Source organism: Methylophilus luteus (genome assembly GCF_042676265.1).
Classification (GTDB): Bacteria; Pseudomonadota; Gammaproteobacteria; order Burkholderiales; family Methylophilaceae; genus Methylophilus; species Methylophilus luteus.
This window is the reverse complement of the sequence record NZ_JBHTKB010000003.1, coordinates 372,618-389,067: the sequence shown is the minus strand read 5'-3', so window position 1 is coordinate 389,067 and position 16,450 is coordinate 372,618. Positions and strand designations below refer to the sequence as shown.

18 protein-coding genes are annotated in these 16,450 nt (G+C 50.9%); 8 read left to right on the top strand and 10 right to left on the bottom strand.

Annotation, left to right across the window (positions count from 1 at the left end; translation table 11 throughout):
* Positions 1-29 precede the first annotated feature (29 nt).
* Complete coding sequence (locus ACFQ1Z_RS14155; RefSeq protein ID WP_379058872.1) at positions 30-404, bottom strand: hypothetical protein; 375 nt, start codon at positions 402-404, stop codon at positions 30-32.
* Positions 405-647: 243 nt separating this feature from the next.
* Between ACFQ1Z_RS14155 and ACFQ1Z_RS14150 the strand changes: the two genes are divergently transcribed.
* Together ACFQ1Z_RS14150 and katE are read left to right on the top strand one after the other, a co-directional pair.
* A complete protein-coding gene (locus tag ACFQ1Z_RS14150; RefSeq protein WP_379058870.1) occupies positions 648-2,462 on the top strand; it encodes an alpha-amylase family glycosyl hydrolase in 1,815 nt (604 codons plus the stop codon).
* 135 nt (positions 2,463-2,597) lie between these two features.
* Entirely contained in the window at positions 2,598-4,736 is a 2,139-nt protein-coding gene (katE, locus tag ACFQ1Z_RS14145) for a catalase HPII (RefSeq protein WP_379058867.1), read from the top strand.
* A 126-nt stretch (positions 4,737-4,862) separates the two neighbouring features.
* Here katE and ACFQ1Z_RS14140 read toward each other — a convergent pair whose 3' ends face one another.
* The gene (locus ACFQ1Z_RS14140; protein ID WP_379058866.1) at positions 4,863-6,635 is read right to left on the bottom strand and encodes a hypothetical protein; all 1,773 of its coding nucleotides are present in this window, start codon (positions 6,633-6,635) and stop codon (positions 4,863-4,865) included.
* A 220-nt stretch (positions 6,636-6,855) separates the two neighbouring features.
* Between ACFQ1Z_RS14140 and ACFQ1Z_RS14135 the strand changes: the two genes are divergently transcribed.
* Positions 6,856-7,035, top strand: coding sequence for a hypothetical protein (locus ACFQ1Z_RS14135; RefSeq protein WP_379058864.1), 180 nt, complete (start codon positions 6,856-6,858; stop codon positions 7,033-7,035).
* A 158-nt stretch (positions 7,036-7,193) separates the two neighbouring features.
* On the opposite strand, the gene ACFQ1Z_RS14130 is transcribed toward ACFQ1Z_RS14135, so the two are convergent.
* Positions 7,194-7,721 carry a hypothetical protein gene (locus ACFQ1Z_RS14130; protein ID WP_379058862.1) on the bottom strand — a complete coding sequence of 176 codons (528 nt, stop codon included), beginning with the start codon at positions 7,719-7,721 and terminating at the stop codon, positions 7,194-7,196.
* 222 nt (positions 7,722-7,943) lie between these two features.
* Between ACFQ1Z_RS14130 and ACFQ1Z_RS14125 the strand changes: the two genes are divergently transcribed.
* Positions 7,944-8,807 carry a bestrophin family protein gene (locus ACFQ1Z_RS14125; RefSeq protein WP_379058860.1) on the top strand — a complete coding sequence of 288 codons (864 nt, stop codon included), beginning with the start codon at positions 7,944-7,946 and terminating at the stop codon, positions 8,805-8,807.
* Positions 8,808-8,973: 166 nt separating this feature from the next.
* Here the strand turns inward: ACFQ1Z_RS14125 and ACFQ1Z_RS14120 are convergent, their stop codons facing one another.
* The 5 genes from ACFQ1Z_RS14120 to ACFQ1Z_RS14100 all read right to left on the bottom strand — a co-directional run bounded on the left by ACFQ1Z_RS14120 (position 8,974) and on the right by ACFQ1Z_RS14100 (position 11,121).
* Entirely contained in the window at positions 8,974-9,141 is a 168-nt protein-coding gene (locus ACFQ1Z_RS14120) for a hypothetical protein (protein WP_379058859.1), read from the bottom strand.
* A 63-nt stretch (positions 9,142-9,204) separates the two neighbouring features.
* A complete protein-coding gene (locus ACFQ1Z_RS14115) occupies positions 9,205-9,645 on the bottom strand; it encodes an OB-fold protein (protein ID WP_379058857.1) in 441 nt (146 codons plus the stop codon).
* A 72-nt stretch (positions 9,646-9,717) separates the two neighbouring features.
* Positions 9,718-10,182, bottom strand: coding sequence for a PA2169 family four-helix-bundle protein (locus ACFQ1Z_RS14110; RefSeq protein ID WP_379058854.1), 465 nt, complete (start codon positions 10,180-10,182; stop codon positions 9,718-9,720).
* A 207-nt stretch (positions 10,183-10,389) separates the two neighbouring features.
* The gene (locus ACFQ1Z_RS14105) at positions 10,390-10,623 is read right to left on the bottom strand and encodes a DUF2171 domain-containing protein (RefSeq protein ID WP_379058852.1); all 234 of its coding nucleotides are present in this window, start codon (positions 10,621-10,623) and stop codon (positions 10,390-10,392) included.
* A 33-nt stretch (positions 10,624-10,656) separates the two neighbouring features.
* Entirely contained in the window at positions 10,657-11,121 is a 465-nt protein-coding gene (locus ACFQ1Z_RS14100; RefSeq protein WP_379058850.1) for a PA2169 family four-helix-bundle protein, read from the bottom strand.
* 158 nt (positions 11,122-11,279) lie between these two features.
* Between ACFQ1Z_RS14100 and ACFQ1Z_RS14095 the strand changes: the two genes are divergently transcribed.
* Positions 11,280-11,516, top strand: a complete 237-nt coding sequence (locus ACFQ1Z_RS14095; protein WP_379058847.1) for a DUF2789 domain-containing protein — start codon at positions 11,280-11,282, stop codon at positions 11,514-11,516.
* A gap of 47 nt (positions 11,517-11,563) precedes the next feature.
* Here ACFQ1Z_RS14095 and ACFQ1Z_RS14090 read toward each other — a convergent pair whose 3' ends face one another.
* Positions 11,564-11,767, bottom strand: coding sequence for a hypothetical protein (locus ACFQ1Z_RS14090; RefSeq protein WP_379058844.1), 204 nt, complete (start codon positions 11,765-11,767; stop codon positions 11,564-11,566).
* A gap of 90 nt (positions 11,768-11,857) precedes the next feature.
* On the bottom strand, positions 11,858-12,010 hold the full coding sequence (locus ACFQ1Z_RS14085) for a hypothetical protein (RefSeq protein WP_379058841.1): 153 nt from the start codon (positions 12,008-12,010) through the stop codon (positions 11,858-11,860).
* Between the two features lie 333 nt (positions 12,011-12,343).
* On the opposite strand from ACFQ1Z_RS14085, the gene ovoA reads away from it, so the two are divergent.
* From ovoA to ACFQ1Z_RS14070, 3 genes are read left to right on the top strand one after another with little or no spacing between them, the layout of a single operon-like run.
* Positions 12,344-14,446: a 5-histidylcysteine sulfoxide synthase gene (gene ovoA / locus ACFQ1Z_RS14080; protein ID WP_379058838.1), complete on the top strand. Its 2,103-nt coding sequence runs from the start codon at positions 12,344-12,346 to the stop codon at positions 14,444-14,446.
* Positions 14,428-15,642, top strand: a complete 1,215-nt coding sequence (locus ACFQ1Z_RS14075; protein WP_379058835.1) for a MalY/PatB family protein — start codon at positions 14,428-14,430, stop codon at positions 15,640-15,642. Before ovoA ends, ACFQ1Z_RS14075 begins: the two co-directional genes overlap by 19 nt.
* Before the next feature lie 53 nt (positions 15,643-15,695).
* Positions 15,696-16,400, top strand: coding sequence for a tetratricopeptide repeat protein (locus ACFQ1Z_RS14070; RefSeq protein WP_379058831.1), 705 nt, complete (start codon positions 15,696-15,698; stop codon positions 16,398-16,400).
* The last annotated feature ends 50 nt before the right edge of the window (positions 16,401-16,450 follow it).

Here is a 16,450-nt window from a genome sequence, read left to right as displayed (position 1 = left end):
CCTTGATGTTGACTGAAATGGTTTATCGCTTAAAGGCTGGCAGAAAACGCGCCATAACGCACGCCTCTCACCAGTGATATCGGCGTTTCTTCAAACTCGTTCTGGTATGACTTGACCAGCACCTCAGCGTGTTTAAGCTGCAATTCAAACCTCGCGACATCGGTAGGCGTCAGGGTGTCACACGCTTCCATGGATTGATAAGTCAGGCATAGAGTGATATCCGGCTCTATATGCAACTCATAGCGCTGACCATAAGTCGAGGCAAAGCTGACATCAGATTGCCTGAAGCCCAGGGTTCTTGCATTGCGGCAAGCGGTAAACCAGTAACGTTCTTTACAAGCCTGATCTATTGAAAGCTTTAACTCTTCAAAAATCTCGTCTGCAAATTCAATAGATGTCAGCATGATGATTCAACCTGTCCGATAGCATTTAGTTTGATTAATTTTTAGCTATTCTAGGGCCGGGGCCGGTTTTTGATTGCAGGAAAAATGCTGATTCTGGGGTAAGACTTTTCTGACAGATAGCGCTGACAGCATTATCAGAATGCGTCGTCTGTTTTCCGGTTTGGCGATTAGTTAGATTCTCCTACATTGCCCAGCCTGCCTATACAGGCGCTAACCGTTAACCATATGCCGGAGTCTATCATCATGTCATCAGCCAGTTTGCAAACCAATTTTGAGCCTATACCCGGCATGGGTGCTATCCCACATGCGCATGGGGTGGCATTCCGCGTGTGGGCGCCACATGCAGACCAGGTGTCAGTCATAGGCTCGTTTAATGACTGGCAGGCCGCCGCAGATGCCTGTGTGCATGAAGAAAATGGCTACTGGTATGCCGACCTCTCGCACGCCAAGCCGGGCGATGAATATAAATTTCATATCATCAACGGCGAGCAGCAACTGCAGCGCATAGACCCTTATGCCAAGATAGTCACCAACTCGGTAGGTAGCGGTGTGATCCCGCCGCTGGATCTTTTCGAGCCGCCGCACAGCCAGTTCGAGATGCCGGCCTGGAATGAGCTGGTGATCTACGAGATGCATATAGGTACTTTTCACGCCAAGGATGGCCAGGTCGGCAATTTTGATACCGCTATTGAGCGTCTGCCGCACCTTAAATCCTTAGGCATTAACGCGATTGAGATCATGCCTATCGCCGAGTTTGCCGGCGATTATTCATGGGGTTACAACCCTGCCCACCCCTATGCGATAGAAAGCGCTTATGGCGGCGCCGAAGGCTTCAAGCGCTTTTTAGCTGCCGCACATGAAGCAGGCATCGCCATCATTGTCGACGTGGTGTACAACCACTTTGGTCCTTCTGATATCAGCCTGTGGCAGTTTGATGGCTGGAGCGAAGACAACAAAGGCGGTATCTATTTTTACAACGACTGGCGTTCAACCACACCGTGGGGAGACACCCGCCCGGATTATGGCCGCGGCGAAGTGCGCCAGTATATTTTCGATAACGCCATGATGTGGCTGGGCGACTATCACGCCGATGGCCTGCGCTATGACATGACCCTGTATATACGCAGTGTAGAAGCCGATGCGCAGGACCTGATTGCTGAAGGCTTCAGTCTGTTGCAGTGGATCAATCACGAAGTGCAGATCCGCCACCCTGGCAAGATCACCATCGCCGAAGACCTGCAGAACAGCCCTGAACTCACCCAGGCCAAAGAGCACGGCGGCGCTAATTTCAGCAGCCAGTGGGACGCAGGCTTTGTGCATCCTATCCGCCAGGTGCTGATAGAACCCGACGACGCCAATCGCTCTATGGCCAGCGTCAGGGATGCCCTGCTCAACCTTTACAACCAGGATGCTTTCCAGCGCGTGGTCTACACCGAATCACATGACGAAGTCGCCAATGGCAAACAGCGCCTGGTGTCAGAGATAGACCCCAGCGAGCACCCCAACCGCTATGCCATCAAGCGCTCCAGCCTGGGCGCGGCACTGGTGCTCACCGCCCCTGGCATCCCCATGCTGTTCCAGGGCCAGGAGTTTCTGCGCGACCAGTGGTTCCGCGATGACAGACCTATAGACTGGCAGCGTGCAGAAGAATATGCCGATATCACCGGCATGTACCGTGACCTGATCAATTTACGTTTGAACCGGGCTGGCCATTCCGCAGGCCTGAGCGGGCAACATACCGCGGTCTACCATGTCAACGACAACGACAAACTCATCGCCATGCACCGCTGGAAAGAAGGCGGTGCCGGTGATGATGTGGTGGTGGTGTTCAACTTTGCCGAAGGCCGCAAAGAGAACTATGTGATCGGCCTGCCGCAAGGGGGTGAGTGGAAGCTGCGCTTTAACAGCGACACCACGCTTTACAACGAGGAAATGGATGAAACACTTTCTGGCGACATCAGCGCCAATGAGCAAGCTCTGGATGGTTATGGCTTTTCAGCGCCGCTGACCATAGGTGCTTATGCCTGCCTGATTTATACGCAAGAAAAACATATATAAGTTAAACAGTCGCAGGCGAGCTATCTGCGGCTACTGATGGTTATTCCTACATGGTTATCCGTGACTTACCTATAATGGTCAGTCCGCGAATCTCCTATTATCAATGCACTAAAAAACTAGGTTAGGAGATACAAAATGGCGGTGAATACGGATACAAAGAAAAGTAGTGCTGCGGGTGCAGATGCGGCAGATAAACAAAACACTACGGCAAAAACTGAAGACCTCGAACAATACAGATCCGACGCCACTGGCCAGGCCCTGCGCTCTAACCAGGGAGTCAAGGTCTCCGATGACAAGAATTCGCTCAGAGCCGGGGCGCGCGGCCCCAGCCTGCTCGAAGATTTTTTACTACGCGAAAAGATCACCCATTTTGACCATGAGCGTATCCCTGAGCGTATCGTGCATGCCAGGGGTGTAGCAGCGCATGGTTATTTTGAGTCTTATGCCAACCATGCCAAGCTTTCCAAAGCTGGTTTCCTCGGTGAAAAAGGCAAGCAGACGCCGGTATTTGTCAGGTTCTCTACCGTACAGGGGCCCAGAGGGTCTGCCGATACCGTGCGCGATGTGCGCGGTTTTGCCATCAAGTTTTATACCGACGAAGGCAACTTTGACCTGGTCGGCAATAATATCCCGGTATTTTTTATCCAGGATGCCATCAAATTCCCGGACTTTGTGCACGCGGTAAAACCTGAACCGCACAACGAGGTGCCCACAGGCGGCTCGGCGCATGATACGTTCTGGGACTTTGTCTCGCTGCAATCCGAAGCTTCGCATGCCGTGATCTGGGCCATGTCAGATAGGGCCATCCCCAAAAGTCTGCGTACCATGCAAGGCTTTGGCGTGCATACTTTCAGGCTGATCAATGATGAAGGCGTGTCTAAATTCGTCAAATTCATCTGGACCCCCAAACAAGGTGTGCTTTCGCTGGTGTGGGATGAAGCGCAGAAACTGGCTGGTAAAGACCCTGATTTCCACCGCCGCGATCTGGGCAATGCCATTGAACAAGGCAACTACCCCGAGTGGGAGTTTGGCGTGCAGATCATAGATGAAAAAGACGAACACAGCTTTGATTTTGACATTCTGGACCCGACCAAGATCATCCCCGAAGAACTGGTGCCCATCACGCCCTTAGGCAAGCTGGTGCTGAATCGCAACCCGGAAAATTTCTTTGCCGAAACCGAACAAGTGGCTTTTTGCCCCGGCCATATCGTGCCAGGTATCGATTTCAGTAATGACCCTTTGCTGCAAGGCCGCTTGTTCTCGTATACCGATACACAGTTAAGCCGCCTGGGCGGGCCTAATTTTCACGAGATCCCGATCAATAAACCGGTATGCCCTTTCCACAATAATCAGCGTGACGGCATACACCGCACCACCATCAATAAAGGCCAGGCTGCCTATGAGCCTAATTCAATTGATGGCGGCTGGCCAAAAGAAACCCCGCCTGCGGCAAAAGATGGTGGTTTTGAAAGCTATTACGAACGCATAGATGCGCATAAGATCAGAGAGCGGTCAGATTCCTTCAGCGACCACTTTTCGCAACCGCGCCTGTTCTACAACAGCCTGAGCGAGCACGAGCAGACCCATGTCGTGAATGCTTATAGCTTTGAGCTAGGCAAAGTGCAGCGCACATTTATCCGCGAGCGGGTGGTGAACGAGATCCTGTCCAACATCGATCTCGATCTCGCCGCAAAAGTGGCGACCAATCTGGGCATTACACCGCCGACCAAACAAAGCGTGGCGGTGCCGGAGATCAAACTGAAATCTTCGCCCGCGCTTAGCCAGCAAAATCTTTTGCCAGACAGTGCCAAGGGCAAAAAAATCGCCATCCTCGCCTTTGCCGGCATTGCGGATGAGCAGTTGCAAGCGGCGAAAGCGTTTGCTGAAAAACATGAGATCACTGTCATGTTGCTCGGTGAAACCTCAGCGCCGGTCAATACGCGCAAGCAAAAATCTATCGCTGTGGATGGCACTATCAAAGGCGAACCCTCAGTGACATTTGACGCGGTGATCGTGCTCGACGGTGATGATGTAAGCGGCAGCATCCTTAAAAATGGCGCGGCAGTGCATTATCTGTATGAGGCTTACAAGCACTTGAAAGCCATAGTACTGACTGGTGATGCCGCAAAATTACTGGACAGCTTGCCGCTGAAACAGGATGCTGGTCTGATCAGCAACTCCTCATTCAATGCAGTGGAAACTGAATTGCTGGCTGCATTAAAAGCGCATCGCGTCTGGGACAGAGAGGCTGTGGCAGAGAGTATCCCGGCCTAAGCACTGGTCTGGCACTCAAAAACCCGTCCATGGCGATTGCCAGGACGGGTTTTGTTTTGCAGCTCATAGCGTGCCATGCGCAAAATGTATTCGCATGATAGCGAGATAAGAAAATACTCCGCGCTATTATTGATTTTCCAGCTGCAGCTTTCCTTCAAAACCGCCTATGCGCAGGTCACTCCATTGGCGGGGCACAACAGCGAAATCAGCGTTGGCAGTTGCTTGCTCCAGCGCTTTGCCGTGCGTAGTATCATTGTGATTGAACCCTATATTGCCGATCAGGCGCCATTGCTGGCCTTGCTTGCTAAACACCGCGAACGGCTCTTTTAAAACAATATATTCCGGCGCACCGTCTTTGTTAAGGTCGACTGCTAATACCGCCACCGGCTCCTTGCCATCCCTCAGGGCACGTGAGTAATAATCATAATTGCCATCCTGCATGCGCTGATGGACCGCTTCAACAAATGCCAGATCGATCGCGGTGCCTTTAGGATACAAGTTGATTCTAGCCGTGATCTCCTGCTGGCTAGGCACGTGCTGCAACGCCTGCATTCCACTTTGTGATTGCATGTTCAATGCCGCAGTTGCTTTTGATCTGATGGTTTCTGCTTCAGCCTGATGCTCGATCTTTTCAAGCTCGCGTAACGCTGTTACACCCGCCCTGCCCAGATTAAACCGCAGATACTCATAGTCAAAATCACTGGCTGCCACCTTCCCCGTCAATAAGCGGGAGATCTGGCTGGAGGCAGAGATACGCTGCGGATCCAGTAGCGGCGTATGTACCGCAAGGAGCGTAGCTATCACCAGTAATGCGATGGCAGTATTCAGCCTGCCTAGCGATTGCAACCAGCCACTACGCACTGCCGCCGCGCAGTAGGCTGCCGCATACAAACTGATAAACGCAACCAGTATGGCGGCCCAGACGCGGTCTATGGTCCAGCCGTATTGGCCTATGCGTAGATTTAGCGCCCATACACATAACAGCGCAAGTACCGGCAGCGCTATCAGGGCGATACGGATAAATGATCGCGTCAAGCTTGAGAAAGGTAATGGTTGTTTTCCGTCCTGCCATACGGCGTTAGTCAATATGATCACCGCGTATTGCAGCCCCAGCATCAGTGCAGTGGCAGAACCGGTATCCCACAACCGCTGTAAGCCGCTAAAAGGCAGCGTCGCCAGAAATAGCAGCACTATAAAAGCAGCTAACGGCAACAGACGTGCCTGCACCGCTAACAAATAGCGCCGTATGGTCACCAGCGCAGAGGCTTCTTTATCTTCCAGCGAAACAGCTACACTGACTGACATGGCTGTGGCGAGATAAACAAAATATCTGGTGGTGAATAAATCACTGAAAAATTCGATTTTCAGTACCTCGAACAGGCCTGCCCATAACCCGAGCAAGGCCCAAAAGATACCGCTAAAAACAAAACAGTTGGCCAGTAGCAACAGATTGCGCCAGGCATCTTCAAATAGCCCGCTATAGGAAAAAACCGGTTCGCTACGACGTAAGCGGCTTTGGGCAAAAGGCAGAATATGAAACCAGATGACGGCACTGACAAAGCTGAAGATCCACAACCCGGCAATGTAATTCGCACTTTGGTATAACTGGGGCGCTGTCTGCGTTTCACAACTCCAGCCAAACCATGCGGCAGTGAGCGCCAGTACGCCCGAGATGAGGCTGGCATAAATAAAACTTTGCCGGCCTGAAAATTCGGCACGTAGAAAATTAAACGTCAACGGCCCCAGCACAGCCAGTGTATACAAGGGAGCCAGGTATAGCAGGTCAGACACATCAAAACCTTTGCTCTTGATCCACTCATGCAGGCCTAACATGACAAAGCCCTGGATCAACCCGGCGATCAGCATGCTCTGACGCGCTGTCACTATGAATCTACTCATAAATCTCTCCCTGAATTTTTTGTTTTTTCTTTGACTGATGGCATGCGCAACCAAGCATTTAGAACAGCTAGACAGTCGTTAATATACATGAAGTTATAAAACAAAATACCGGCACCCCAAACTTTGGCCGCGTCTATGACTCCAAGTTATCAGGTCAGAGTTACTGACCTCGCCAACTACAAACTAGACGCACAACGCGCAGCCACAAGGAGAAATCAGCATGACCACAGAATTAAAAGCAGCCAAACTCGAAGCACATCTGGATGCGGTGGAGCAGCATAAAGCGCTACTTGAAAAATTGCACCTGAATGGCAACCAGCACCTGGATGAGGTGAATAACTCATTGCAGCAACTGACGCTGACGCTGGAAGAATACCTCAAGATCATAGGCATCCCCTGATGCTGGCTTGCCTATGAGCGGCAATAGCAAACTGAGCAGTAGCCATAGTGATATATAGTGCTATGGCTACTGCGTAAGTAAGCGTTCAGAGATGCCCAGTGAGGCTCACTGCTAGCCACTAATGAATGCAAACCGCTTACCTAATGCAAACCAATGGCTTATTGCAAACCACTGGCCGAGAGTTGCTCGATAAACGCTTTGATATTTTCCTGTATGGATTTTTCGTTGGCGATCTTCAGGCGGGTGATGGCGAACAACGTATCAGACGTGGTCGCAGTGCCAGTGGCAACGATAGGGAAGACTTTTTCGCTGCCTGCCCCATACACCTTGTAATTCACCGTAGAAACCACTTCAAAGGTCAGGCCTAACACCGGCTGTTTCAGTGACACCAGTTCGGCATCTATCTTATATTTACCGGCTGCAGCATCCGCCGCCGATAACCCTGACAATGCCAGCGATTCTTTCAAAGCAGCTTCAAAGTTTTCGTTGCTCACCTGCGAGGTCCAGAATGGATTGGTGACCTTGCCGCCGGACACTACATTGACCACAAATTTACCCTTTTGATTTTCGCTGATCGCAGCACTGGGGCGGGCGATCATCGCCTGTTTGTTGGCCGGGGCGGCGGCACAGCCGCTTAATACTGCTACAACGACGAATGCAAGTACTGATCTAGTTGTTTTAAACATGCGATCTCCTTACAGTAATAGATTGATCAAACTGTGTGGTCGGCTGACTCACAGCGTGGCGGATTATATATAGATTTAAGTTACATTTGCTTACAGCACCTGTTGCTCATAAGACTATGTTGTGCGGCCCAGCCACAGATCAGGGCTGCGTGCATCCCGGCACTGATACGATCACAGCAGCCGTGCTAAACTCGCCGCTGGCCCTCACTCAAAGAATAAATAATGATTCAATACAACCCCAAAGACTGGATTATCTTTATCTTCCGCTTTCATGAGTCGGATACTTTCCGCAAGCTGACGCCTATGATGCTGTTGATAGGGTTGTACGCGGGCGGCGTCGCCTACCTGGAGCTGGAGTACTGGAAACTGGCCGACAGCAGTCACGTCAAAAACCTGTCGCTGATACACACCACGGTCGGCTTTGTGTTGTCATTATTGCTGGCATACCGCACCAACACCGCCTATGACCGCTGGTGGGAGGGCAGAAAATTTTGGGGCTCACTGGTGAACAACAGCCGTAACCTGGCGATCAAGCTGTCAGCTTATTTATCTGATGAGAACGACCTGGATTTCTTCAGGAAGATCATCCCCACTTATGCCTCTGTGCTTTCCAAGCACCTGATGAATGAAGAAGTCAGCAAAATGCTGTTTGAAGGGCTGGACCTGGAGATAGACCACCATGAGCACCACCCCAACCAGATCGCACAAAAGATCTTTCAAAAAGCCAATGAGCTTTACCGCGCGGGGACCATCAGTGGCGACCAGTTTTTTATCATTAACGAAGAACTGAAATCATTCACCGATATCTGCGGGGCCTGCGAACGCATCAAGAACACGCCTATCCCCTATTCATATAGCGCGTTCATCAAGAAATTCATCTTTTTTTATGTGATGACGCTGCCGTTTGGTTTTGTGTTTAACCTAGGCTACTACGTGGTGCCAGTGGTGGTATTTATTTTTTATGTGCTTGCCAGCCTGGAACTGATCGCCGAAGAGATTGAAGACCCATTCGGCAGTGATATGAATGACCTGCCCACGCCAAAAATAGCGGCCAATATCAAAAAACATGTTGAAGAATTACTCTAGAGAAACATTCAAAGAGAAGCACTCAACAGACAAGCACTCAACATTGACAAAAAAGCCGCTGATTGCGGCTTTTTTATCACTCTAAGTCAGAATTGGCCTTCTGTGAAACAACTGAATCCCTGACCAAATATTGACCAACCAGGGCTTTCCAACCAGGGCTTCACAATTAGGGTTGGTCAGGGTCAGGCACCAAGTTCTCATTTAGAGGGTCATGAGGGATGCGCTTAGTGATCTCTGTCTCACCGGCGCCTTCATCTTCAGGCACTAAATGGGTAGATGGGTCTATCGCGTTATCAATGATTTCTTCAACCAGGTTTTTTGAATCTGTTGCCATTGTTATTTCCTTTTTAATATTGATTTTCTGCGCTTTGACAGGCTTTCACCGTCAGGTGAGCGCTTACTCCAAAATCTTGCATTCGCCGGCCATAGGCGCATCAGCCAGGTCGCCCAGGCCTTTACATTGCAGCTTGACGTTCTGGCCCGGTTTCAACTCAAAGGCTTTTTCGCGGTCGGCCACAATAAAGGCAAATTGCGGTTCCTTGGTCGGGTCTACGCCACCTTTGAGGCTGACATATGGCTCGTTGATGGAGTTCTTCTGCACATCGACTATGGTGCCGCTGACATTAAAAGTAGTGTCTTTGAATTTGTTATCCGCAGCCGCCGAGTTATCGGCGTATTCTTTGGCGATCTCACTGGCGGTGGTCTCCAAAGGTGCTTTCTCTTCTATGACTTTATTGTCCGAAGAAGTTTCCTGTTCCGGCGGCCGCTCACAGCCGATCAGACTCATTGCCAGCAACCCTGTCGCCATGCCATAAAACCATTTTTGTGATGTATTCATAATTTTCTCCGTGATTAAACGCCTGGCCGGTTAAAGTACGGCCCTTGCGCTGCCGCTTTAGGGCATGATGGCTTAATGAACTGCAGCTTCAGCCTCATAAATATTGCGCATATGTTTTACCAGGTTGTGGTTGCGTTTCACGCCTTCTACCTGGCGCAAGATCAGGGCCCGTACATCTGCAGGCAAGTCTTGCTCTAATGCGTGTCGATAAGCCGCCAGCGCAGCATCTTCGCCGCGCTCGGTCTCGTTCAATACGGCCAGGTTATCGTTACTGCTCAGCGCGGTTTTGATATCTATCCAACGTCTGTGCAGAATGCCGCCTAAGGAAGTGCTATCAACCGGTTCGCCGCCCAAGGCGCGCACCTGCTCCTGCAATTCAAGCACACTGACACTCACCTCTTTTGAGCGACGTAAGAAGAAATCCTTTAAGCGCGCGTCAGCCGCATTTTTGGCCGAGCTGCGAAAGCCTTCTTCGCCATCTTTAGATGTTTCGATCAGGTCATTCAAAATGGCAATGACATCGTCTTGAGCGATCATTTCAGTCTCCGGATTCAATTAGAATTATCAGTAGACTCAGTATGGCAAGGACGCACCAGTGCTTGCATAGGACATATCTTAAAAAGCTGTAAGATTTCACCTGCGCACGTTGCGTGTTTAAAGCCAGTTTTAAAAAGCAAAAAGACCCAAAGCGTGAACTTTGAGTCTTTTGCAAGAAGCGGCTGTTATAAGACTACAGCAGCATAGTTAGTGTCTTGGTGCTTCAGTCCAGTCCTGCATGGCTTCGTCACCCGGCCGGTCGACCACTACCTTGCCATCCTTGATTTCGGTCACCCAGCTGGTAGGGATGTAGTGGTGTTGGCCCTGCTCATCTTTTTTCAGTTTGATGGAATCGCTACCTTCCATATGGTCCACGGTGGCGAACTGGCCACCCTGTGAACAGACGACTGGCATTTCTGGAATAATTTGATTGGTATTCATTTCTTTCTCCTTTAAAAACATTTAAAAACATTGCTAGTTCATGGTTGCTTCGGCATCAAAAACATCGCGTAACTGTTTCACCAGGCCGTGATTGCGTTTTACGCCTTCTAACTGGCGTATGACCACCGCCCTGATCTCCTGCGGCAGATCGATTTCCAGCGCATCGCGATAAGCCGCCAACGCCACATCTTCGCCACGTTCAGTTTCATTGAGCACGGCCAGGTTGTCATTGGCAGTCAACGCAGTTTTCAGGTCTATCCAGCGTCTGTGCAAAGTGCCGCCTATGGATGTTGCGTTGACCGGCACACCGCCCAGTGCGCTCACCAGCCCCTGCAGTTCACGCACGCTTTCACCGACTTCTTTAGAACGGCGCAAGAAAAAATCCCGCAAGCGCGCATCATCCACATGCTCAGCCGAGCTGCGGAAACCTTCTTCGCCATCTTTCGAGGTTTCGATCAAGTCATTCAAAATGGCAATCACATCATTGTTATCCACCATATTTCATCTCCTGCATCGTTTACTGTGAGATGTCAGTATGGGCGCTGGCCCATATGAGCTCCATCAGCGTTAGCTTAAAACAGTGTAGGAATTCTCTTTGCGGTTTATATGTCAGAATGGTCAAGTGCTGAATAACTGATAAATAACGAGGAAACGACATGGAAGCCACACTACACACGCTCAACAACCTGTTCGCCCAGCTGGGCTTGCCATCAAGTGATGCAGAGATAGAAAGCTTTATCCAGACACACAGCCAGTTAGCGAGTTATATTTCGCTGGCTGATGCCAGTTACTGGACACCAGCACAGGCTGCCTTTTTACGGGAAGAGATTTTGAAAGACGCCGACTGGGCAGAAGTGATAGACCAGCTTAATGCCAGGCTGCACAAAAAATAAAAGACAAATGGCCCGCGTGGGGCCATTTAAGTTAACCATGACTCAAGCTATGGTTGAGAAAACTTGTCAGTTTCAGGCAATTTCCCCGGCTCGACATCGGCTGGCGGTTTACGATTCAAGGCAGGCTCTTTAGCCAGATTGCCCAGGTTATCCTTCACATCTGACTGCTGCCTGGTGTCTTTATCTATAGGCTTAACCACAGTAGATTTTTCCTCCACGCCTTCAACAGGCACTGCTGAATCAAATGCCATCATCATCTCCAATTCGAGTTAGGTGTTTAATATGATCACTACGCTAGAGCTCTGCTGAACATTGGGTTTAAAGCTCTACTAATCATAGGGTTAGAGCTCTTCAGGTGGAATAAAATTTTCGCTATCCTTAAGCGGCTTTTCCACTGTCTCGTCGTAAGGCTCCAGATCAGGATCAATCACAGTGTCGTCTTCCTGATCAATGTCTGATTCACGGTCAGGGATCTCATTCGGGTCTCTAGCCATTGCCATCTCCTTTTAGCCGAATAGCAACATTAGCGAACATATGCCGCAATATTTATCAGCAAGCGGCTGATTATGTTGTCGGAGTTTTCACACCTCGCTAACCTTAGCTTGCAGCAGACATGTATGCTGATCATTTTTAACAGCTGGCAAATGAACTAAACGGCTTAAAAACCAAACAAAGAAGAGCCTCTGATGCAAGGTGTCCCATCGTTCTGCTCACCTGCCACACCTTTGTATTAAAAACATGTTTTAGTATATTTTCGCTAACTGCATTATCCTCGCATCAGAATTAGCCATAAACACTCACAATAGCCAAACATGCCATAGAAAAACATGAACAAGCATCCTCATAGAACTATCCCTATACATAACAAAAATACAACGCTCACCCGCGAGGATATACGCGCTTATTTTCATGAAACTGCGGATGTGTATGAATCATTGTTTGAGGTGTTGACCAGCGACCAGGCTTATTACGTCAAACCCAATCCGTTACGGCATCCCCTGATTTTTTATTACGGCCATACCAATACTTTCCTGATCAATAAACTGGTGCTGGCGGGGTTGATCTCTCAACGTGTCAATCCGCAATTTGAGTCCATGTTTGCAGTAGGCGTCGATGAAATGGGCTGGGATGATGTCAACGAGATGAACTACAGTTGGCCGACGCCGGCCGAGGTCAAGGCCTACAGGGCCAGCGTGCGCCAGGTGGTCGATGAGCTGATCATTACCCTGCCGTTTGATTTGCCTATCACCTGGGAAAGCCCGTGGTGGCCGATACTGATGGGCATAGAGCATGAGCGCATTCATCTGGAAACCAGCTCGGTACTGATACGGCAACATGCCTTGCAATATGTGCAACCACACCCGGACTGGGCGCCCTGTACGCTGGATGTGCCTGCCCCACAAAATAGCCTGATAGAGATCGCGGCAAAGGATATACAACTCGCAAAATCCAGCGACCATTACGGCTGGGATAACGAGTACGGCCAGTTCAACAAGCATAGCCCCGCTTTTGCCGCCGCAAAATACCTGACCTCGAATGCTGAGTTCCTGAGTTTTGTAGAAGCCGGTGGCTACCAGAAAGATGAATACTGGCTAGAAGAAGGCCTGGCCTGGCGGCGGTTTGCGCAAGCCGAACATCCGACCTTCTGGGTAAAACAGGCAGATGGCTGGAAACTGCGCTTAATGACAGCAGAGGTCGACATGCCGTGGAGCTGGCCGGTTGAAGTCAATTACCACGAAGCAAAGGCCTACTGTCACTGGCTAGCTGCGCAGCTGGGCAAACCGGTACGCATGCCTGGCGAGCATGAGTGGTATAGTCTCTATGAGCATGCCGGCTTGTCAGATGAAAAGATAGCGGATAGCATGAATGCCAACCTGTTTCTCGACCATTTCGCCTCATCCTGCCCGGTTAACCAGTTTGCACACGGCGAGTTGTTTGATGTGGTCGGCAATGTCTGGCAGTGGACCGAAACGCCTATCTTCCCGTTTGATGGTTTTCAGGTGCATCCTTTATACGATGATTTCACCACCCCGACCTTTGATGGCCGCCATAACCTGATCAAAGGCGGCTCCTGGATCTCAACCGGCAACGAGGCGCTTAAAAGTGCACGTTATGCGTTCAGGCGCCATTTTTTCCAACATGCAGGATTCCGCTATATCGTGACTGACACCCCGCTTGAAGAAAATGCCTCGCACTATGAGTCCGATAAACTGCTGTCGGAATATGCCGAGTTTCATTATGGCGATAGCTATTTTGGCGTGCCTAACTTTTGCCAGGCATTGAGCGAATACGCGATTGAGCATTTGCAATCCAGGCCAGCCGCAAAGGCACTGGACCTGGGCTGTGCCACAGGACGCGCCACCTTCGAGTTGGCCAGGCATTTTGATCACGTCACCGGCATTGATTTTTCTGCGCGGTTTATCGGCCTGGCGCTCAAGCTGGCACAGCAAGGTGTGTTGCGTTATACCATGGCCACCGAAGGTGACCTGATCAGCTACCAGGAACGTCAGCTGGCCGCACTTGGGTTGGACCAGGTGGTGGATAAGGTCGCGTTCTGGCAAGGGGATGCCTGCAACCTCAAGCCGCAATTTACCGGCTATGATTTTATTCTCGCGGCCAATTTGATAGACAGGCTATACAGCCCGCGTCAGTTCCTGAGTAGCATTCATGAGCGCCTGAATATGGGTGGCGTGCTCATGCTCACCTCGCCATATACCTGGCAGGAAGAACACACGCCCCGCGAAGAATGGATAGGCGGCTATAAAAAGGATGGTGAAAACGTGACCACGCTGGACGGCCTGAAAGCCATCTTGGGCCAGCACTTTAGCCTGATGCAGCCGCCGGTCGAGATCCCGTTTGTGATCAGGGAAACCAATCACAAATTCCAGCATACCCTTTCGGAAGTGACGCTATGGCAACGCATCAGTTGACCAGCTTGTTCGATCAGCCCGTTGCACGCGAGCATAGCCAGTCACTCAAGTATGACGGCAGAACCGCCACCTTTGGCACCGATGACGTGCTGCCCATGTGGGTCGCCGATATGGACTTTGCGGTGCCGCAAGCCATCAGCAACGCGTTGCAAACCCGTGCCAGTCACCCGGTGTTTGGTTATTCGCTGGCGCCAGAAAGCCTGTACCAGGCGCTGATAGAGTGGTTGCAGAACACCCATGACTGGCAAGTGCAACGCGAGTGGATAGTGCTGACGCCAGGCGTGGTGCCCTCACTCAACCTGGTGGTGGCTGCGCTGACTACCGAACAGGCCGGCGTGATCGTGCAACCGCCGGTGTATTTCCCGTTTTTTTCTGCCGTCACCAATCAAAATCGTCGTTTGCTCGAAAACCCGCTGCGCTTAACAAACGATGGCGACCTCAGCTACCAGATGGATTTGGACCAGCTGGAGGAATGTGCCAAAGATGCCGAGCTGTTGCTGCTGTGCTCGCCGCATAATCCGGTAGGCCGCGTCTGGCACAAAGTCGAACTGCACGCCTTGCTGGCGATCGCTGAAAAACACGACCTGACCATTTTAAGCGACGAGATCCATGCCGATCTGGTTTACAGCGACGCACAACACACGCCTTTAAGCCGCTTGAGCTTGGAAACCGAGTCAGACGCAGCAGCATCGCACCGCATCATCACCGCCGTGTCGCCCAGCAAAACCTTTAATATCCCGGGCCTGGGGCTGTCTGCCCTCATCATCCCCAACCAGGCGCACAGGTGCGCCATCCAGACCCATCTGCAACACATGGGCGTGTCAGTCACTAACCCATTTAATCTTGCCGCGTTTGAAGCAGCCTATCGCGAAGGTGGTGAGTGGCGAAATGCGTTGATCGCCTATCTGCAGCAAACGCGTGATGAAGCCATCGCATTTATCAACCAGCATCTACCCGCCATCCGCGTGATTCAGCCGCAAGCCACCTATCTGCTATGGCTGGATTGCCGTCAGTTACAACTGGATGATGCCGCGCTAAACCGTTTTTTTATTGCAGAAGCAAAGCTGGGCTTATCCCCCGGCGCCATGTTTGGCCGCGGTGGCCAAGGTTTTATGCGCATGAACATAGGCACCACTAAAGCCAATGTGCTGGCGGCGCTCACGCGCTTGCAGGCAGCCTTGGCAAAGCGTAGTTAGCGCGTTGCCACCTAGCCGGCAAACCCATCAACATTCAACAACTAGAGGCTTATATGCTGCAAATTAGATTATTCATAGTCGGGATGTTGCTCTGTGGTGTGGCACATGCCCACACGCTTGAAGAAGCCAAACAAAAGCTAGCGCAAAAAGATTTCGCGGCAGCACATGCCATTTATTTATCGCTTGCCAATCAGAACGATGCCAAGGCCTGCTACAACCTGGGCCTGATGTACCACGATGGCGACGGTGTAAAGCAGGACATGGACGAAGCCGTGAAATGGTATACAAAATCGGCCGAGCTGAATTATGTACAGGCGCAGTATATGTTGGCCTCGCTGGTATTCAGGCGTGAGATACACAGCATCAGTTATGAGAGAGCAGCGCAGTATTATCAGCAAGCCGCCGAGCAAGGGCATGTAAGGTCGCAGCTTAATTTGGGCATGCTGTATATGCGTGACGATGTGGTGCCGCAAGATCTGGCTGCATCATTCAGGTGGTTAAGCCTGGCTGCCAGCAACAACAATAGCGAAGCTCAGGGCTATATGGCCAATGTCTATATGCAGGGAATCGGCGTAGAAAAAGATACGGTGAAAGCCGCCATGTGGCTGATGCTGGCCACCCAGAATGAAGACAAGCACCTGGCTGACCGCCACACCAAAATGCTGAATCACACACTGGCACAACTGACACCAGAGCAGGTCGCGAATGCGACGCAATTGGCCGCGCAGTGCAAAAGCAGGCAACTCAAAGGTTGCTAGAAAGCGATATAGAAAAGCTTGAGCGAATAAACAGGCTAACTGAGGCGTAC